General features: G+C 69.7%; 17 protein-coding genes. 8 read left to right on the plus strand and 9 right to left on the minus strand.

The features are described from left to right. Positions 1–163 precede the first annotated feature (163 nt). The 3 genes from ACSQ14_RS14465 (at position 164) to pth (ending at position 2,576) form a co-directional block, all read left to right on the plus strand. On the plus strand, positions 164–1,183 hold the full coding sequence (locus ACSQ14_RS14465) for a hypothetical protein (RefSeq protein WP_436013934.1): 1,020 nt from the start codon (positions 164–166) through the stop codon (positions 1,181–1,183). Positions 1,184–1,324: 141 nt separating this feature from the next. Further along, positions 1,325–1,933: a 50S ribosomal protein L25/general stress protein Ctc gene (locus ACSQ14_RS14470; protein ID WP_436013936.1), complete on the plus strand. Its 609-nt coding sequence runs from the start codon at positions 1,325–1,327 to the stop codon at positions 1,931–1,933. Between the two features lie 19 nt (positions 1,934–1,952). Beyond that, on the plus strand, positions 1,953–2,576 hold the full coding sequence (gene pth / locus ACSQ14_RS14475; RefSeq protein ID WP_436013938.1) for an aminoacyl-tRNA hydrolase: 624 nt from the start codon (positions 1,953–1,955) through the stop codon (positions 2,574–2,576). A 72-nt stretch (positions 2,577–2,648) separates the two neighbouring features. Here pth and ACSQ14_RS14480 read toward each other — a convergent pair whose 3' ends face one another. Then, complete coding sequence (locus ACSQ14_RS14480) at positions 2,649–2,870, minus strand: hypothetical protein (protein ID WP_436013940.1); 222 nt, start codon at positions 2,868–2,870, stop codon at positions 2,649–2,651. Positions 2,871–3,027: 157 nt separating this feature from the next. On the opposite strand from ACSQ14_RS14480, the gene ACSQ14_RS14485 reads away from it, so the two are divergent. After that, positions 3,028–4,863, plus strand: a complete 1,836-nt coding sequence (locus ACSQ14_RS14485) for a sensor histidine kinase (RefSeq protein ID WP_436013942.1) — start codon at positions 3,028–3,030, stop codon at positions 4,861–4,863. A gap of 162 nt (positions 4,864–5,025) precedes the next feature. On the opposite strand, the gene metH is transcribed toward ACSQ14_RS14485, so the two are convergent. From metH to ACSQ14_RS14520, 7 genes are all read right to left on the minus strand, one after another. Continuing rightward, positions 5,026–7,671, minus strand: coding sequence for a methionine synthase (gene metH / locus ACSQ14_RS14490; RefSeq protein WP_436013944.1), 2,646 nt, complete (start codon positions 7,669–7,671; stop codon positions 5,026–5,028). A 223-nt stretch (positions 7,672–7,894) separates the two neighbouring features. Further along, positions 7,895–8,956, minus strand: coding sequence for a homocysteine S-methyltransferase family protein (locus ACSQ14_RS14495; RefSeq protein ID WP_436013946.1), 1,062 nt, complete (start codon positions 8,954–8,956; stop codon positions 7,895–7,897). Then, a complete protein-coding gene (gene metF, locus ACSQ14_RS14500; RefSeq protein WP_436013948.1) occupies positions 8,953–9,885 on the minus strand; it encodes a methylenetetrahydrofolate reductase [NAD(P)H] in 933 nt (310 codons plus the stop codon). Before metF ends, ACSQ14_RS14495 begins: the two co-directional genes overlap by 4 nt. Further along, positions 9,882–10,853, minus strand: coding sequence for an ArsR/SmtB family transcription factor (locus ACSQ14_RS14505; protein ID WP_436013950.1), 972 nt, complete (start codon positions 10,851–10,853; stop codon positions 9,882–9,884). The genes metF and ACSQ14_RS14505 overlap by 4 nt, the downstream gene beginning before the upstream one ends. Before the next feature lie 32 nt (positions 10,854–10,885). After that, positions 10,886–11,830 (minus strand): NAD(P)-dependent oxidoreductase, encoded by a 945-nt coding sequence (locus tag ACSQ14_RS14510; RefSeq protein WP_436013952.1) that lies wholly within the window; start codon positions 11,828–11,830, stop codon positions 10,886–10,888. A 61-nt stretch (positions 11,831–11,891) separates the two neighbouring features. Beyond that, positions 11,892–13,712, minus strand: coding sequence for a retroviral-like aspartic protease family protein (locus ACSQ14_RS14515; RefSeq protein ID WP_436013954.1), 1,821 nt, complete (start codon positions 13,710–13,712; stop codon positions 11,892–11,894). Positions 13,713–13,793: 81 nt separating this feature from the next. Then, a complete protein-coding gene (locus tag ACSQ14_RS14520) occupies positions 13,794–14,393 on the minus strand; it encodes a type 1 glutamine amidotransferase domain-containing protein (RefSeq protein ID WP_436013956.1) in 600 nt (199 codons plus the stop codon). A 175-nt stretch (positions 14,394–14,568) separates the two neighbouring features. Here ACSQ14_RS14520 and ACSQ14_RS14525 point away from each other — a divergent pair, with 175 nt between their 5' ends. Both ACSQ14_RS14525 and ACSQ14_RS14530 read left to right on the plus strand, forming a co-directional pair. Next, positions 14,569–14,799, plus strand: coding sequence for a hypothetical protein (locus ACSQ14_RS14525; RefSeq protein WP_436013958.1), 231 nt, complete (start codon positions 14,569–14,571; stop codon positions 14,797–14,799). A gap of 191 nt (positions 14,800–14,990) precedes the next feature. Further along, positions 14,991–15,470 (plus strand): hypothetical protein, encoded by a 480-nt coding sequence (locus ACSQ14_RS14530; protein WP_436013960.1) that lies wholly within the window; start codon positions 14,991–14,993, stop codon positions 15,468–15,470. Positions 15,471–15,558: 88 nt separating this feature from the next. Here ACSQ14_RS14530 and ettA read toward each other — a convergent pair whose 3' ends face one another. Beyond that, complete coding sequence (gene ettA, locus ACSQ14_RS14535) at positions 15,559–17,229, minus strand: energy-dependent translational throttle protein EttA (protein WP_436013962.1); 1,671 nt, start codon at positions 17,227–17,229, stop codon at positions 15,559–15,561. A gap of 210 nt (positions 17,230–17,439) precedes the next feature. Between ettA and ACSQ14_RS14540 the strand changes: the two genes are divergently transcribed. After that, positions 17,440–17,622 (plus strand): CsbD family protein, encoded by a 183-nt coding sequence (locus ACSQ14_RS14540; protein WP_436013964.1) that lies wholly within the window; start codon positions 17,440–17,442, stop codon positions 17,620–17,622. A 381-nt stretch (positions 17,623–18,003) separates the two neighbouring features. After that, positions 18,004–19,218, plus strand: coding sequence for a glycosyltransferase (locus tag ACSQ14_RS14545; RefSeq protein ID WP_436013966.1), 1,215 nt, complete (start codon positions 18,004–18,006; stop codon positions 19,216–19,218). Positions 19,219–19,226: the final 8 nt, after the last annotated feature.

The raw sequence follows: 19,226 nt of genomic DNA on the forward strand, positions 1-19,226 counted from the left end.
TCGCACCGCGGCGCGCTGGCGTGCGCCTGCGCCGAGGTTAGGCCGCTCATCGGAAGTTGATCACGCCGGGCCACAATGTCGGCGCGGGCCCGTGTATGTTCGCGCAAACGATCTTTAGGGGGATCGCCCTTTTATGTACCGAGTTAACCCGCTCCGCCGGAGCGTGACTCTGGCTGCGCTGGCGGCCGCCACCTTGCTCGCCAGCTGCGCCCAACCACCTCCCGCCAAGCCGTCCCCGCCGCCGCCCATCAGCCTGTCGTCCCGGCTGATCGACCAGGCGAGCGCCTACCGCGCCTACGTCACCAAGGCGGCGCAGATCTCGCCGGCCTTCGCCAGCGGCGAACAGGTGTCCGACAGCGTCCGCATCGGCGCCGGCTACCAGGCTGACCAGCTGCTGCGCGGCGCCATCGCCTACGGCGCCGTCGCGGCGTTGCAGGACCCGGCGTTCGTGACCGGGGTGCGCAGCTTCGCCGCCGACCCGGCCCAGCGCCAGAAGGTCGCCTACGACATCATGCGTGACCCGGCCTATGTGCTGGGCATCTCGGGCGCCTCCAGCGCCGCGGGGCTGGTCGTCGGCGCGCTCGGCGAGGACGGCCGCAAGCTGCTCGACCAGGGCCGGCAGGTGAAGCAGGCCGCCTATGACGTGCAGCATTCGGCCTGGTCGAAGAAGGACGTCGCCGGCCGCGACGCCCGCCTGTTGCAGGCCAAGCAACTGTCCGCCACGCCGACCCTCGGCGAGACCGCCGAGACCCTGCGGCTGCAGCAGGCCAGCGTCGGCGCCGCCCCGATGAGCCTGAGCGGCGCGCCGGCGGGGCCGCCGTACAGCCCGCTGGTCGTTCGCAGCCTGGCGCTCGCGGCGCTGGCGGGGCTCGGCTACGCCGACGACGCCAACCTCGAGCAAGTGATGCCGCTGCTCGCCGAGCCGAACACGGCCAGCTGCCTGAACATGTCGAAGCTGAACCTCTATCAGTGCCTGGCCGTGTCCAAGCCCTACTATGAGGACGTCTTCTGCCTCGGCGTGCACATCATGGCTGACACCGGCGCCTGCCTGATGAAGGGCGTCGGCCTGGCCGTGCCGCCGGATCCGATCGTCGAAGCCGCCAAGGCCCGCGCCGCAGAAGCCGCGGCCGTGCGCGCCGCCGCCAAGAAGCCGGCGGCGAAGAAGAAGACCAAGAAGGGCTGACTTCGGCCGGATAAATCACAGCCCCGGCCCGTTGCGCAGGCCGGGGCTTTTGTGTATCTACGCGCACCTTTCGACCCCTGCGGTCGCGGATTTGCGTCGCCGCGCGGCCTTCGCGCGGCGGCTTCGTTTTGAGGCAAGGCCATGGCCGATATCGTTCTGAATGTTGAAGTGCGTGAGCGGACCGGCACCGGCGGCGCCCGCGCCAGCCGTCGTGCGGGCCTGGTGCCCGGCGTGATCTACGGCGGCGACAAGGATCCCGTTGCGGTCGCCGTGCGCGCCAACGAGTTCCGTAAGGCGCTCTTCACCGGCAAGCTGCTCGGTCACCTGGTGAAGGTGCAGAACGGCAAAGAGACCCAGTCGGTGATCGCCAAGGTCGTCGACATGCACCCGGTCACCGACGAGCCGTGGCACTTCGACCTGTACCGCGTCGACGAGCATCAGACCGTGAAGATCGCCGTGCCGGTGCACTTCACCAACCAGGAAGCCAGCCCGGGCCTGAAGCGCGGCGGCACCCTGAACATCGTGCTGCACGAAGTGGCTCTGTCGGTTCCGGCCGACGAGATCCCGGAAGACATCGTCTTCGACCTGACCGGCCTGGACATCGGCGCGACCATCCGCGTCGGCGACCTGAAGCTGGCGGGCTCGGCCCAATCGACGCTCGACGCCGACACGGTCGTGGCGACCGTGGCCGGCGCCGCGGCGCAGATCGCGGAAGAAGCGGCTGAAGCGGCTGAGGGCGGCGAGGCCTAAGGCCTCCCCGCCTCCGCTGATGTTGCTGATTGCGGGCCTCGGAAACCCCGGCCAGGGGTATGCGAAGAACCGCCACAACATCGGCTTCATGGCTGTGGACGAGATTGCGCGCCGGTGGGGTTTCTCACCGGCGCGTTCGCGTTTTCAGAGCCTGGCGAGCGAAGGCTCGATCGACACGCCGGCCGGACCGGTGCGGGCGCTGCTTCTGAAGCCGCAGACCTACTACAACGAGACCGGCCGAGCGGTCGGCGAGGCGCTGAAGTTCTTCAAGCTGCAGCCCGCCGACCTGGTGGTCTTCTACGACGAGATCGACCTCGCGCCCGGGCGCTTCCGGATGAAGACCGGCGGCGGCGCGGCCGGCAACAACGGCATCCGCTCGATCGCCGCCCAGGTCAGCCCCGATTTCCGCCGCGCGCGGCTCGGCACCGGCCATCCCGGCGCCAAGGAACTGGTGCAGGGCCACGTGCTCTCCGACTTCCACAAGGTCGAGCTGAAGTGGGTCGCGCCGCTGCTCGAGGCCTGCGCCGACGCCCTGCCCCTGCTCGCCGCCGGCGAGGATGAGCGCTACCAGGCCGAGGTCATGCGCCTGGCCCCGGCCGACAAGGCCGACCCGCGCGCCCTGGCCCGCGGTAAAGACGCCTAGTGTACTCGCTCTGAAGTTCGCCTGCACATCGGTCATGCGCCGAAGCGAACTTCGGAATCGGGACACTAGCCGTCAACCGGCGTCGCTCCAGGCCGCCTGCCGCGGTCCGGCCCGCCAAGCGCCGATCCACTCGACCGCCTCGCCGGCTCCGCGACCGACCCGCACCGAGGCGTGACGGCCGCCCAGCGCACGCCGCGCGACATGGACCGCGACCTCGTCGTTCTCGAAGACCTCGGTGGTCGTCTCTGGCGCCCCCGCCGAGTCGGGTTCGATGCAGAACGTGTACTGCGGCATGCCGATGGAACGCGTCCGGCCAAGGCAAGGTTCTCGCGTTGGGTGGTTGCCATCGGTCCTGGATGATGTGCTCATTCGAGCGCCAACCGTGTCGACAAAGATGCCGCATCAAGACGATCACGTAGAGGGGGCCGCGTTTTTGCGCGGCGGCGGCGCCATGGCGGCGCTTATCGCCCAGTACGACTGGGCGTCGACTGCCCTTGGTCCGCTGCGCGACTGGCCGTCGCCTCTGAAGATCGCAACGGCGATCATGCTGCACTCGCAACTTCCAATGGTGATGCTTGTCGGCCGGGACGGCATAAGCCTCTACAACGACGGGTACGCCAACCTGATCGGCAACAAGCACCCGGCGACCCTGGGCGCGCCAGCGCTCGGCAGCTGGCCGCGGATGACCGAGCTGTGCCAAAAGGCGCTCGACGCCGGCGAGGCGTGCGGCACGCTGGCCTTCCGCGACCTGGAACTGACCATCTACCGGACCGGCGCGGCCGAGCAGGTGTGGATGAACATCGACTGCTCCCCCGTGCTCGATGAGGACGGCCGGCCGCTCGGCATGTTGTGCGTGATCATCGAGACCACCGAGCGGGTGCTCGCCGAGCGCAGGTCTGCGATGGAGTTCGCCCGCCTGCGCGACATGTTCGCCCAGGCGCCGGGCTTTATCTGCCTGATGACCGGACCCAACCTGATCGTCCAGTTCGTCAACGAGGCGCATGAGCGGCTGTTCGGCGTTCACGACGTGGTCGGGCGGCCCTATCACGAGGCCTTCGCCGCCTATGCTGGGGCCGACAACCGATGGAAGGTGCTGGATCAGGTCTACGCCACCGGCGAACGCTTCGTGACCCGCGGCGAGCGGGTGCTGGCGACCCGGCCCGGCGGGCGCGTCGAGGAGATCTTCCTGGACCTGGTGGTCGAGCCGGTGACCGACGACAACGGCAAGGTGATCGGCCTGTTCGTCGAAGGCTTCGACGTCACGCCCCAGGTGCGCGCCCAGGCCGCGGCGGAGGAGAATGAGCGTCGGCTCAGCGCGGCGATCGCCGTCGCCCGGCTGGGCGCCTTCGAATGGGATATGGCGACCGGGAAGGCGACGCTCGACGAGCGGGCGCTGGAGATCTTCGCGCTGGAGTCCAACGACGGGCTGACCGTCGCCGACGTGGTTCAGCGCATCGACCCGGAGGACATGGCGCGCCTGCAGGTCGAGACCCGGGCCGCGGAAGCGAGCGGCCGGGTGCGCCGAGAGTTCGAGTACCGCATCCACCTGCCGGATGGCGCGACCCGCAACATCGCCACCGTCAGCGACGCCGTGCCGGGTCCGGACGGCAGCATCGAGCGGATCATCGGCGTGTTTGACGACGTCACCGAGCGTCGCCGCGCCGAAAAGCGCCAACGGCTACTGATCAACGAGCTGAACCACCGGGTGAAGAACACCTTGGCCACGGTGCAGTCGATCGCCGCGCAGACGCTGCGCTCGGCCCCCAACCTCGAGCGCGCGCGCGACGCCTTCGAAGCCCGGCTGGTGGCGCTGGCCGCGGCGCACGACCTGCTGACGGCGGAGAGCTGGCACGGCGCGCGGCTGACCGACGTGGTGGCCTCGGCCATGGCGCCGTTCGAGACCCAGCGCCGGCCGCAGATCAGCCGCTCCGGCCCGCCGGTCTGGCTGAACGCCCAACGCGCGCTGGCGCTGAGCATGGCGCTGCACGAGCTGGCCACCAACGCGGTGAAGTACGGCGCGCTGTCGGTCCCGGAGGGCCGGGTGACCATCCGCTGGACGCTGTCGGCCGACAACGTGCTGGCCCTGTCCTGGATCGAGCACGGCGGGCCGCCAGTGGCGCCGCCGGAGCGCGCCGGCTTCGGCTCGCGGCTGCTGCAGCGCAGCCTGGCCCGGGAGCTCGGCGGCGAGGTGGCCTTCACCTTCGCGCCGGACGGCGTCCGCTGCGAAGTCCGCTGCCGGCTGGAGAACGGCCGCTCCTCAGCCGCACCGGCGATGCTGGAGGCGTAGCAGATCCTCCACCGCGCAGCGGGGGAGGTGGATCGGCGCGCCAGCGCCAGGGGGCGTTCGCCGCGTACGAACCTTCGACGCCGCCGCAAGGCTATCGCCGAAAACGCCCCCTCAGTCGGCTTCGCCGCCAGCTCCCCCGCGATGCGGTGGAGCATCTTGGCGTCACGCCGGGTCGTAGTTGAGGATCGGGGCCAGCCAGCGCTCGGCGGTCGCCAGCTCCCAGCCCTTGCGCCGCGCATAGTCCTCGACCTGGTCGCGCTCGATGCGGCCGACGCCGAAGTAGTGCGCCTCCGGATGGGCGAAATAGAGGCCCGAGACCGCCGCCGGCGGGGTCATGGCGAGGCTCTCGGTAAGCTCCATGCCGGTCGCGGCGGTGGCGTCGAGGATCCGGAACAGCGTGCTCTTCTCGGTGTGGTCGGGCTGGGCCGGATAGCCCGGCGCCGGCCGGATGCCGCGGTACTGCTCGGCGATCATCGCGTCGACGTCGAAGGCCTCGTCCGGCGCATAGCCCCACAGCTCGGTGCGCACGCGTCGGTGCAGCGCCTCGGCGAAGGCTTCGGCCAGACGGTCGGCGATAGCGGTCGACAGGATCGCCGAATAGTCGTCGCCGGCGTCCTTGAACTGCTTGGCCAGCTCCAGTTCGCCATGGCCGGCGGTGACCGCAAAGCCGCCCACCCAGTCCGGCTTGGTCCCGATCGGCGCGACGAAGTCGGCGAGCGCGACGTTGCGCTGGTCGCCGCTCTTCAGCATCTGCTGGCGCAGGGTGTTGAGGCGACCCAGCTCAGTGGTCCGGGTCTCGTCGGTGTAGAGCACGACGTCGTCGCCGTCCGCGTTCGCCGGCCAGAAGCCGACGACCCCGCGAGCCTCCAGCAGCCCCTCCTGGATGATCCGCGCCAGCATCGCCTGGGCGTCCTTGTAGAGGTCCCGGGCGGCCTCGCCGACCACGTCGTCCTCGAGGATCTGCGGGAAGCGGCCGACCAGCTCCCAGCTGGCGAAGAACGGCGTCCAGTCGATGTGCCGCGCCAGCTCCGCCAGGTCATAGGGCGCGAAGGTGCGGGTTCCGAGGAAGCTCGGCTTGGGCGGGTCGTAGGCCGCCCAGTCCGGCGTGAAGGCGTTGGCGCGGGCGTCGGCGAGCGACGCTCGGGCGCGGTTTCCCTGCCCGCGGGCGAACTGCTCGCGGACCTTGTCGTAGTCGGCGACGGTCTCGGCGACGAAGCGGTCGCGCTCAGTCGGCGACAGCAGGTTGGAGACCACGCCGACCGCCCGGCTGGCGTCCAGCACATAGGTGGTCGCGCCCTGGTAGCGCGGGGCGATCTTCACCGCCGTGTGGGTCTTCGAAGTGGTCGCCCCGCCAATCAGCAGCGGGATCTTGAAGCCGCGGCGCTGCATCTCGGCGGCGACGAAGGCCATCTCGTCGAGCGACGGGGTGATCAGGCCGGAGAGCCCGACGATGTCGACCTTGTGCTTCTCGGCCTCGTCGAGGATGCGGTCGGCGGGCACCATCACCCCGAGGTCGATGACCTCGTAGTTGTTGCACTGCAGTACCACGCCGACGATGTTCTTGCCGATGTCGTGGACGTCGCCCTTGACGGTCGCCATCAGGATGCGGCCGGCGGTCTGCCGTTCGCCGCCGTCCTTCTCGGCCTCCATGAAGGGCATCAGGTAGGCGACGGCCTGTTTCATCACCCGGGCCGACTTCACCACCTGCGGCAGGAACATCTTGCCCGCGCCGAACAGGTCGCCAACCACGTCCATGCCGGCCATCAGCGGGCCTTCGATGACGTGCAGCGGGCGGACAGCCTTGAGCCGCGCCTCTTCGACGTCGACCTCGATGAACTCGCTGACGCCGCGGACCAGGGCGTGCTTCAGCCGCTCCTCGACCGGCGCCTCGCGCCAGGCCAGGTCGGGCCCCTTCGCCTCGCTCTTGCCGCCCTTGTACTTGGGCGCCAGCTCAACCAGGAATTCGGTCGGCGAGCCGCCGTCAGCCCGCTTGCGGTTGAGGATCACGTCCTCGACGGCCTCGCGCAGCTCGGCCGGGATCTCGTCGTAGACCGGCAGGTCGCCGGCGTTGACGATGCCCATGTCCATGCCCGCGGCGATCGCGTGGTAGAGGAAGACCGAGTGGATCGCCCGGCGCACCGGCTCGTTGCCGCGGAAGCTGAACGAGACGTTGGAGACGCCGCCGGAGATCCGCGCGTAGGGCAGGCTCGCCTTGATCCGCCGCGTCGCCTCGATGAAGTCGACGGCGTAGTTGTCGTGCTCCTCGATCCCGGTCGCCACCGCGAAGATGTTCGGGTCGAAGATGATGTCCTCGGGCGGGAAGCCGACTTCTTCCGTCAGGATCTTGTAGGCCCGCTGGCAGATTTCGACCTTGCGGTCGGCGGTGTCCGCCTGGCCGACCTCGTCGAAGGCCATCACCACCACCGCCGCGCCATAGCGCAGGCAGGCCTTGGCGTGCTCGATGAAGGTCGCCTCGCCTTCCTTCATGCTGATCGAGTTGACGATCGACTTGCCCTGGACGCACTGCAGGCCGGCCTCGATCACCTCCCACTTGGAGCTGTCGATCATCACCGGCACGCGGGCGATGTCCGGCTCGGCGGCGACCAGGTTCAGGAAGGTCCGCATCGCCGCCACGGAGTCGAGCAGGCCCTCGTCCATGTTGACGTCGATGACCTGGGCGCCGGCCTCGACCTGCTGGCGCGCTACCGACAGCGCCTCAGGGTAGTTCCCCTCGGCGATCAGCTTCCGGAATTTGGCCGAACCGGTGACGTTGGTCCGCTCGCCGACGTTGATGAAGATGGGGCGCATCAATCCAAACCTACGAACCTGATTTCCTCCCCCGCGAAGCGGCGGGAGGGGGACCACGCGCCGAAGAGCACGTGGTGGAGGGGCGAGCCACAGGGCCCAACATATCCGCCGGACGGGCGAGGTACGAAGCGCCGCGGCTGCGGCTTGCCCCTCCACCACCCGGTGTGCCCCGGGCGGTCCCCCTCCCCCGCTGCGCGAGGGAGGTAGAAGCCCGGGATGTGAACTACGCCAGCTCGAACGGCTCGAGGCCCGCCAGCCGCATGGCCTTCGGGCGCTCGGGGATCGGCCGCGGCGTCAGCCCGCGCACCTCGTCGGCGACGTGGCGGATGTGGTCCGGCGTCGTGCCGCAGCAGCCGCCGAGGATGTTGACCAGCCCCGCTTCCGCCCACTCGTGCAGCGAATGCCCCGTCTGATCCGGCGTCTCGTCGTACTCGCCGAAGGCGTTCGGCAGGCCGGCGTTCGGATAGGCCGAGACCAGGGTGTCGGCGACCCGCGCCAGTTCGGCGATGTGCGGCCGCATCAGCTCGGCGCCCAGGGCGCAGTTGAGGCCGACGGCGAACGGCTTGGCGTGCTTCACCGAGTTCCAGAACGCCTCGACCGTCTGGCCCGACAGCGTGCGGCCGGAGCGATCGGTGATGGTGCCGGAGATCCAGATCGGCAGCGGCTCGTAGCCCTGCTCTTCGAGGTCCATGATCGCCTTGATCGCGGCCTTGCAGTTCAGGGTGTCGGTGATGGTCTCGACCAGGAACAGGTCGACCCCGCCGTCGTGCAGCGCCTTCACCTGTTCGACGTAGGCGTCATAGACCTGCTCGAAGGTGACCTTGCGCGCGCCCGGGTCGTTCACGTCCGAGGACATCGACAGCATCACCGGCAGCGGGCCGATCGAGCCGGCCAGGAAGCGCGGCTTGTGCGGCTCCTTGGCGGTCCATTCGTCGGCGATCTTCCGGCCGATCCGCGCGCCCTCGAGGTTGATGTCGCGGACGGCGGCTTCCATCCCGTACTCGGCCTGGCCGATCGAGGTCGCCGAGAAGGTGTTGGTCTCGGAGATGTCGGCGCCGGCGGCGAAGTACTGGTCGTGCAGATCGGCGATGATGTCCGGCCGGGTGATGCACAGGAGGTCGTTGTTCCCCTTCAGCTGCCCCGGCTGGTCCTTGAACTGCTCGCCGCGGTAATCGGCTTCGTCCAGGCCGCGCTTCTGGATCATCACGCCCCAGGAGCCGTCGAGGATCAGCACCCGTTCCTTGGCCGCGGCCTTCAGCGCCGCGATGCGTTCGCTTCTCGTCATGCCGCAGCCTCTTCCGCCGGAGATTCAGGTTCGCGCACGCCTAGCACCCGGCAGATGGCGTAGGTCAGGTCGGCGCGGTTGAGCGTGTAGAAATGGAAGTCGGAGAAGCCCTCTTCCAGCAGCTTGGCGCACATTTCGGTCGCCACCGAGCCGGCGATCAGCCGCCGCGTCTCGGGGTCCTTGTCGAGACCGTCGAACAGATTGCCCAACCAGTCCGGCAGATGGATGCCGATCGGCCCGGCCATCTTCTTCAGCGCCTTGACGTTGGTCACCGGCATGATCCCCGGCGAGATCGGGATGGTCACGCCCGCCTTGCGGACGCGGTCCATGAACCGCAGGAAGTCCTCGTGGTCGAAGAAGAACTGGGTGATCGCGCGGGTCGCGCCGGCGTCCACCTTGGCCTTCAGCACGTCGATCTCGTGCTCGATCGACGGGCTTTCCGGGTGGATCTGCGGATAGAGGCCGACGCTCACCTCGAAATCGCCGACGCCGCGGATCGCGTGGGTCAGCTCGGTGGCGTTGTTGTAGCCGTCTTCGCGCGGCGTGTAGCGGCCGCCGATCTGGCCCGGCGGGTCGCCGCGCAGGGCGACGATGTGCCGGACGCCGGCGTCCCAGTATTCGCGGATCACCTCGTCGACCTGCTCGCGCGAGGCCTCGACGCAGGTCAGGTGCGCCGCGGGCTTCAGCGAGGTCTCGCGCAGCATGCGCAGCACGGTGCGGTGGGTGCGGTCGCGGGTCGAGCCGCCGGCGCCGTAGGTCACCGAGACGAAGGACGGGCCCAGCGGCTCCAGCCGGCGGATGCACTCCCACAGGCTGGCTTCGGCCTCCGGGGTCTTCGGCGGCGAGAACTCGAACGAGACGGTCGGGCGCGGACGCCCGCTGAGGCCGGCGCGCGCGACCGGGCCGAATGCGGATTGGCGGCCGCTCATGCGGCGCTCCTCTGACGGTCACGGCCGCGTTCGGCCGTCCAGATCTTCACGGTGAGGCCTTCCTTCTGGGCGGGCGGCAGGGCGCCCGCCTGGACGTTTACGAAACCCGCGTCGCCGAGCCAGCGCTTCATCTCCGCGTCGGAGAAGCCGAGCCGGCGGTGCTGGTGCTGTTCGCGCAGGAACTCCAGCGCGTGCGGGGCGAAGTCGACGATGATCAGCTTGCCGGGGTCGGCGACGATGCGGCCGGCCTCGCGCACCGCCGCGGCGGGGTCGGCGAGGTAGTGCAGCACCTGATGGACCACGACGAGATCGGCGCTGGCGTCCGGCAGCCGCGTGCCGAAGATGTCGCCATGGCGCAGCTCGCAACGATTGAGCCCGGCCTGGGCCACGTGGTTGCGGGCGATGTTCAGCATCTGCTGCGACAGGTCGAGGCCGACCGCCTGGTTCACGCGCGGCGCCAGCAGGGTCAGCATCCGCCCGGCGCCGGTGCCAAGGTCGACGAGGCGCTTGAACGGCCCGGGGCCGGCGGCGTCGAGGATCGCATGCTCCACGTCGGCCTCGGCGACATAGAGCGAACGGATCTCGTCCCAGCGGGCGGCGTTGCGGGCGAAATAGTCGGCGGCGTCGGCGGCGCGCTCGGCGCGGACCTTCGACAGCTGGTCGGCGTCGCGCGCCAGCACCGGGTCGGCGGGGTCGACGCGCGCCAAGGTCTCGGCGATGAGTTCCGCCGCTTGCCCATGCGCCGTCAGACGGTAGAAGACCCAGGCGCCGTCGGGGAACCGCTCGACCAGGCCGGCCTCGGCCAGCAGCTTGAGGTGGCGGGAGACGCGGGGCTGGCTCTGGTCCAGCACCCGGCACAGCTCCAGCACCGCCAGCTCCTCGTGAGCCAGCAAGGCGAGGATGCGCAGGCGCGTCGGCTCGCCCGCCGCACGCAGCACGTCAACAGCCTGGTCCGCCGAGAGCTTCATAGCTCACATAAAGATATCTTTATGTCTTTATGTCAAGGCTGAGCGGGCACCGGCGTGGCTACCGGCCGGCCGGCGAAGAACAGCCGAAGGTTCTCGGCGGTGCGGGCGACCAGCCGCGGGATCGTCTCCAGCGTTGTGCTGCCGCTGTGCGGCGTCAGCACCGTGTTCGGCACGGCGGCCCAACGCGCGGCCGGCGTCGGCTCCTCGGCGAAGACATCGAGGCCGGCGTGGCCCAGCCGGCCGTCCTGCAGCGCGGCGATCAACGCATCCTCGTCGACCACCGAGCCGCGAGCGACGTTGACGATCATCCCCGCGGGCCCGACCGCCTCGATCACCGCGCGCGAGATCATCTGGTGGTTCTCGGCGTTGGCGCGGCTGGCGACCAGCAGGATGTCGCTCCAGGCCGCCAACTCCAGCAGGCTATCCATCCGCGTCCAGGCCACGGGCTTCGGCCGCGGGCCCCACCAGGCGATCTCCAGGCCGAACGCCTCGGCTCGCCGGGCGGCCGCCGCGCCGATCGCGCCCAGGCCGACGACGCCGAACCGCCGCCCGGTCAGGCTGCGGCTGGCGGGGTTGCGGTGGGCCTCGCGCCAGCCGCCGGCGCGAATGCACCGGTCGCCACTGAGGATGTTGCGCCAGCCCGCCAGCATCAGGCCGATCGCCTGGTCGGCGACGTCGTCGGCGTTCAGGCCGGCGGCGTTGGTGACCTCGATCCCCCGCGCCCGGCACCAGGCGACGTCGACGCCGTCGTAGCCCGCGCCGACGCAGGCGATCAGGCCGAGGCTGGGCAGGCTTTCGAGAAACTCGGCCGACAGGTGGATGTCGCCGGCGTGGGCCATGGCCCGGACTTGGGCGCGCTCGGCGGCGCTGGCCTCCCAGCCGCGCACCACCCGGAAACCCTCGGCCGCGAGCGCCTCGCCCAGGCCCCACAACATCGGATGCGAGATCAGCACCATCGGCTCTGCGGCGGCGTCCATCGATCCTCCGTGTGCGCCGCGGAGGTTACGACCCGCGCGCGGCAGGTCGAGCGTACGGCGTTCAGCGGAGCGTGGCGACCACCACCTTGTCGTCGGTGATCCCGCGCCGCGTCATCGCCTCGATGAGGCCGGGCTCGAGGGCCGACGCGGCCCGGACATCGGCCGCCCCGCCCACGCTGTCGCCAACCTTCGCCTTGGCCAGGCCGCGGCCATAGAGCGAGGCGGCGAGCTTCGGCTGAAGCTTCAGCGCGGCGTCGAAGTCGGCGATGGCCTTGGCGAACTCGCCGCGGCGAAGCCGCACCATGCCCCGGCTGTCGAGGACGTCGGCCAGCCGCGACCCGCGCCGCAAGGCCAGGTCGCAATCGGCGAGCGCCAGGTCCAGCTCCCGCCCCCAGAGCGCGCGCGTCCAGCAACGCTGGTTCAGCGCCGACCCCATCTCGTACGATTTCGGATGCGCCGCGATCCAGGCGTCGACGCTCGCCACCGCCTTCTCGAACAGGTCCGCACCCAGATAGAGCGCCGAGATCTGCAGGCCCAGGGCGTCGTCAGCCGACGGCGCCTTGAGCGCCGCCGCGAAGTCGGCGTCAGCCTGCGGGAGGGCTTTTTCCTGCAGCCGTAGCCCGCCCCGCACAATCAGCGCCTTGGCGAAATCGGGCTTCAGCCGCAGCGCCTGATCGAGGTCCGAGCGCGCGCCCAGCGCGTCGCCGCTGGCGCCGCGCGAACGGGCGCGGTCGAAGTAGAGCTGGGCGTCGCCCGGCTCCAGCGCGATCGCCTTGTCGAAGTCGACCAAGGCGCTGCGATGGTCCCCGCGGGCGGACGAGGCCGCGGCCCTGCGGCGGATCGCGCTGGCGTCCTCGGCGAGGCCCGCCGGGGCGGCCGCGGCGGCGGGCGTGCGCGCCTGGGCGGCGGCCTGGGCCGAGCGCCAGCCGGCCTCATCCAGACGGAAGACCGGACCGCCGTTGTAGGTGAAGTAGAGCTTGCGCTGGCTCGGCGACACCAGCACGCGGTGCGACAGGAAGAAGTCCGCGCCCAGCAGCATGTCGCCGCCAGTGAAGTCGCTCCTGGCCACCCGCAGCCGGGTCTTGTGGATGGTTTCGTCGCCGATCGTGAAGCTGTCGAACGGCAGGAGGTAGCTGTCGGTCGCCTTGGGACCGATGCCCCGCGCGGCGTCAGCGGCGCTCGCCTCCTCGTCCGTGAGGGCGGCGCCCGCCCGCAGGGCGACATTAAGCTTCAGGAAGGATCGACCCGCGCCGGTGTCCAACATCACCCTGATCGGCAGGTTGTTGACCTGCGCGTCGGCGACGATGTGCGGCTCGATCGGCGTCGTGCGGGCGATCGGCACGATCGAAAACGGCGTCTCGCCAGCCCAGTAGGCCAGGGCCGCGTTGTCGCAGCCCTCAGCCTTGAACATCCGGATGACGCCGTTCGCCAGATCGTACTCCACATCGAGCTGGCCCAGGATGTTCTGGCCGAGCAAGCCGTCGGCCTCGCCCAGGGTGTCGCCGGCGATCAGGAAGTCGACCTTGGTGAACTTGCTCTTGCCGAAGCCGAATTCGTCGGCCTTGCCGGCGCGCACCGCCGTCCGCCCGACCGCGCCTTGCAGATAGAAGCCGTCCGGCAGGGCCACCGGCTTCAGCTTGAACTTCTCCGCCGCGCGCGGCGTCACGAGACTGAAGAAGGCGCCGGTGTCGACGATGAAGCGCGCCGGCTGACCGTTGATCGTCCCCTCGATGATTGGCGAGGCGCCGTTCATCGTCACGTGCAGTTCGGCCAGTCGGGCGAGCGTGCAGCCCTTCGGCGGCGCTTTGGCGGCTGCAACAGACGGCAGCGCGGTGGCGGCGAGGATCAGGGCGGACGAGAGAATGCTAAGCTTGCGGCGCATAGCGACAAGCTTAGCAATAAGCCTCCGCGTCTGAAAATTGCATTGTTACGCATCGCAATGCAGGCGTGCGCAGCAGCGCGCCTAGGCGTGCGGGCGAGCGCCGTCGTCCCGGTCGGCGTCGCGGCGGGCCCTGGCATGGCGGCCTTCGGCGAACTCCTCGATCATCTTGGCGCAGAAGGCCGGCAGGTCGTCCGGCTTGCGCGAGGTGACCAGGCCCTCGTCGACGACCACATCCTGATCGACCCACTCGGCGCCGGCGTTGATCAGGTCGAGCTTCAGCGACGGCCACGACGTCATGCGCCGACCGTCCACGCCGCGCGCGTTGATCAGCAACCACGGGCCGTGACAGATGGCGGCGATCGGCTTTTCCGCCTCGACGAAGCCGCGGGTGAAGGCGACCGCCTGCGGGATGGTTCGCAGCTGGTCGGGGTTGATCACCCCGCCCGGCAGGACCAGGGCGTCATAGTCCGCCGCCACCACCTCGGACAGCTCACGGTCCACCTTCACCATCTGTCCCTTGTCGAAGTGGTTCCAGCCCTGGATCTGGCCACCGCGGGGCGCCACGACTTCGACCGCGGCGCCGGCGCCGCGGAGCGCCTCGAGCGTCCTGGTCATCTCGACCTGCTCGAAGCCGTCGGTCGCCAGGACGGCGATCTTCTTTCCCTGAAGCTGCCCAGCCATGCCGCCTCCTCCCTTGTTCTCTTAAGAAACACGACGTGCTGCGAACGCCCTCAACCGAGCGCGGCGCCGGACGGTTCCGCATCGTCACGCCCCCGACGGCCCAGCGACGAAATGTCGCCCAACTCCCCGGCCAAGTTGGCGAGGGCCCCACTGAGGCTGTCCAAGGGAGACCTCCATGACCTCGACCGACACGCCTCGCCCAGTGATCCAGATCGGCGTGTTCGCCGCCAAGGAAGGCTGGCTGCTGAGCCACCCCGCCGTGCAAGGCCGCTTCGAGGACCGCGACGAGGCGATGGCCGCCGCGCGCCGGTTGGCGCACCTCGAGAACTGGCGCGGCCGCCGGGTCGACATGCTGGTGCAGGAGCCGCTCAACGCCCGGCTGGCCGCCATCGACCCCAACGCCTAGCCCCTCAGGCCGGCGCGGCGTCGAGCCGTATCCGGAACGGCGCCGCCGTCGGCGGCGCGAAGATCGGCATGCCGCACAGAGCGCGCAGGTGGCGGGCTGCCGCCTGATTCGCGCCGCAGGGGCAACCAATAGGGCGCCGCAGGGTTGTTGCGGCGCCGACACAGTCGGCGTCACCCAAGGGAGATGCGAGCATGAAGACGATCATGATGGTCGCGGGGGCTGCGGCTGTGCTGCTGGCCGCAGGGTCGGCGGAGGCGGGAGGTAAGCACCGCAGCGCCGTCGCCGGCCCGCCGCAGCCGATCCCCTACGCCCAGCTCGACGCCTATTTGCGCGCCTCGCCCAGCGAGCGTGCGAGCACTGATTGGTGGGCGGGTTCGTCGACGATGGCCGCAAGCGGCGCCGGCGCCAATGCGTCGGCCACCACCGGCACGTCGTCCGACACCAGCGCGACGAGCGGCATGAGCTCCGACTCGCCGAGCAGCATGAGCACCAGCCCCTCGACGAGCTCCGGCTCGGCCAGCGGCTCAAGCTCCGACAGCTCCGGCGGCTCGGCCGGCGCGGTCAATCCGCCAATGGACTCCGGCTCCGGCGCGACCACCACCTCGCCCAGCGGGTCGATGGACTCTCAGGCGCCGTCCAGCAGCTCGGGCTCGACCACCTCGCCACGCTAAGCGAGCGTCGAGCGACCCAGGCCCCGGCCTTCAGGCTGGGGCCCCTGAAACTAAAAAGGCCGGCTTTCGCCGGCCTTTCTGCGTCCGCTTAGCGGGCGAACTTCTGGAACTTGATCCGGTGGGGGATCAGGCTGTCGACGCCGAGGCGGCGCTTCTTGTCTTCTTCGTAGGCTTCGAAGTTGCCCTCGAACCACTCGACGTGGCTGTCGCCCTCGAAGGCCAGGATGTGGGTCGCCAGGCGGTCCAGGAACCAGCGGTCGTGGCTGATGACCACGGCGCAGCCGGCGAACTCTTCGAGCGCCTCTTCCAGGTTCTGCAAGGTCTCGATGTCGAGGTCGTTGGTCGGTTCGTCGAGCAGGATGACGTTGCCGCCGGTGGTCAGGGTCTTGGCCAGGTGGACGCGGTTGCGCTCACCGCCCGACAGCAGGCCGACCTTCTTCTGCTGGTCGCCGCCGCGGAAGTTGAACGAGCCGACGTAGGAGCGGGTGTTGATGTCGCGCTTGTTGACCGTCAGCACGTCGAGGCCCTGGCTGACCTCCTGCCAGACGGTCTTGCTGGGATCCAGCGCGTCGCGGCTCTGGTCGACGTAGGCGAGCTTCACCGTCTCGCCGAGGCGGAAGGTCCCGGAGTCGGGCTGTTCCTGGCCGGTGATGATCTTGAACAGGGTCGACTTGCCGGCGCCGTTCGGGCCGATGACGCCGACGATGCCGTTCGGCGGCAGCTTGAACGACAGGTTCTCGAACAGCACCTTGTCGCCGAAGGCTTTCGACAGGTTGTCGGCTTCCAGCACCACATTGCCGAGGCGCGGGCCCGGCGGGATCTGGATGGTGGCGAAGCTCTGCGCCTGGCGAGTCTGTTCCTGCTCGCGGACCATCTCGTCGTAGCGGGCCAGACGGGCCTTCGACTTGGCCTGGCGGGCCTTGGCGCCGGAGCGCACCCACTCCAGTTCGCGGGTCATGGCGCGCTGGCGGGCCTCGCTCTCCGACTGCTCCTGGACGACGCGCTTGGTCTTCTGCTCGAGCCAGCTCGAGTAGTTGCCCTCGTAGGGGACGCCCTTTCCGCGATCGAGCTCCAGCGTCCACTTGGTCACCTGGTCGAGGAAGTAGCGGTCGTGGGTGACGAGGATCACGCAGCCCGGGAAGGCTTCCAGGTGGTGCTGCAGCCAGGCGACGCTTTCGGCGTCGAGGTGGTTGGTCGGCTCGTCGAGCAGCAGCATGTCGGGCTTGGAGAGCAGCAGGCGGGCGAGCGCCACGCGGCGCTTCTCACCGCCCGACAGCTGGTCGACCGGCCAGTCGTTGGGCGGGCAGCGCAGGGCGTCCATCGCCATCTCGATGCGGGAGTCGATGTCCCACAGATCACCGGCGTCGATCTTCTCCTGGAGGGCGGTCATCTCCTCCATCAGTTCGTCGGTGTAGTTCTCGCCGAGTTCGCCGGCGACCTCGTTGTAGCGGTCGACGATCTTCTTCTCGTCGCACCAGGCGATGACGTTGCCCCAAACGTTGAGAGCCTCGTCGAGCTGCGGCTCCTGTTGCAGGTAGCCGCGCTTGATGCCGTCCGCAGCGATCGCCTCGCCCGAGAACTCGGTGTCGAGGCCGGCCATGATCTTCAGCAGGGTCGACTTGCCCGAGCCGTTGACGCCGACGACGCCGATCTTCGCGTCCGGATAGAACGACAGCCAGATGTTCTCGAAGGTCTTCTTCGTCGCGCCGGGGAACGCCTTGGTCAGCCCCTGCATCTGGAAAATGTATTGCTGCGCCATCGGGCGTCCCGCGTCTTTCTGAGAGGAAGAGGAAAGTCGCCGACGCAGATAGCGGCCGCACACCCCGCGCGCAATGTCGCGCGCGCGGAAGAGTGGGGCGCGGACGCCGACAATCCGCCATCTCCGCCGCGGCCGCGGGAACATGACGGCGGCCGATGCGTACTGACCCCGCAGAGGCGCGCAAGCCTCGGAATGAAACGGGTTATTCGGATGCACAAGGACGAAATCAAGGGGACCGCCAAGCAGGCGAAGGGCGCGATGAAGGAAGCCTCCGGCAAGGCGACCGGGAACGACCGGATGCAAGCCGAAGGCGCCGCCGAGAAGACCGCGGGCAAGGTGCAGAAGGGCGTCGGCAATCTAAAGGACGCCGCCCGAGACGCGCTCAAGCACTAAGCGCCCAGAGCCCCTACTGAAGAGGGCCGCGCGGTTGCGCGGCCCTCTTTGCTGTCCGCTTCCGCGCCTGTCCACGCGAAATAGACCGCACGCGGACAGATGACGAATAAGCGCGAGTACTGATAAGAATCTGAGATTCGGCCAACCTGGTTGGCCGAGACAGAGCTCCAGGTCCGCCGGCGCCCGGCGAGTGAGATCGCCGCCTGCGTTTCGGAACGGCGCCCTCCCCAGAGAAGGACGACAAAACTGGCCAGACTCTGGAAGAAGACGGCGGCCCGGAGCCGTTCCAAGCGGCGCATTTTCGCCGCCGTCGACCGGGATCAAACCGCCGCGCCGTTCGTTGCCGCTACCGCCGGGCTTATGGACAAGAGGGCGCGCCAGATGTTCGACGTCACCGCCCCACGCTCGGAGAACCTGATCCGGCTCACGCCGTCGGAGTCGGCTCTCGCGCATGGGCCGGCCGGCGCAGGCTACCGCCTTCTCGACACCACCATGATGTACGCGCCGCGCTCCGGCGGGGTGAAGCGCTACCTGATGGCCAAGCGCAACTGGCTGGCGACGCACCGGCCGGACATCAGCCACGCCCTGGTCGTGCCCGGCGCGCGCACCCGCATCGACCCGGAGGGGATCCTCACCGTCGCCGCCGCGCGGCTGCCGTTCGGCGACGGCTACCGGATGCCGGCGAGCGTCACCAAGTGGGAAGCGGTGCTGCGCGGCTGCGAGCCCGACATCATCGAGGCCGGCGACGTCTTCGTCCCCGGCCACGCGGCGCTGGAGGCGGGCGAAGCGCTCGGGGCGCCGGTGATCGGCTTCTGCCACACCGACGCTGCGGCGTTGGCCGCCCTGCACCTCGGCGATTGGGCCGAGCAGCCGACCTTCAACTTCTGGGCTCAGGCCTACCAGCGGTTCGACCACGTAATCGCGCCCAGCCGGCACACCGCCGCACGGCTGGCCGAGGCCGGGGTGGAGAAGGTCACCGTGCTGCAGCTCGGCGTCGACACCGAGCTGTTCCACCCGGCGCGCGGCGACCGGGCCAAGCTGTTCCGCCGGCTCGGCCTGCCGCAGGACGCGCGGCTGCTGGTGTTCGCCGGACGACCCGCGCGCGAAAAGAACGTCGAGTCCATGGTCGCCGCGATCGAGCGGCTGGGCGCGCCCTACCACCTGCTGCTGGTCGGCGCCGGGCGGGACACGCGCCCGTCCGAACGGGTGATCTGCTTCGACTACGAGCGCGACCCGCACAAGCTGGCCGCGCTGGTCGCCAGCTGCGACGCCTTCCTGCACGCCAACGAGAACGAGATCTTCGGCCTGGTGGTGCTGGAGGCCATGGCGGCCGGCCTGCCGGTCGTCGGCCCCCACAAGGGCGGCGTCGGCGAACTGATCGACGAGACCGTCGGCCAGCGCGCCGACAGCGCCGACCCGGAAGGCCTCGCCGAGGCGATCGAGGCGCTGTTCGCCCGGGACCTGGCGCCGATCGGCCAGGCGGCGCGGCGGCGCGTGGAGACCCGTCACGGCTGGGACCACACCTTCGAAGCCCTGACCCGGCTCTACAGCGTCCTGATCGGGCGCGCCGCGCGGCCGTTGGCGCTGAGCGCCTGACGGCCGCT

Source organism: Phenylobacterium sp. LjRoot219 (assembly GCF_964252995.1).
Lineage (GTDB): Bacteria > Pseudomonadota > Alphaproteobacteria > Caulobacterales > Caulobacteraceae > Phenylobacterium.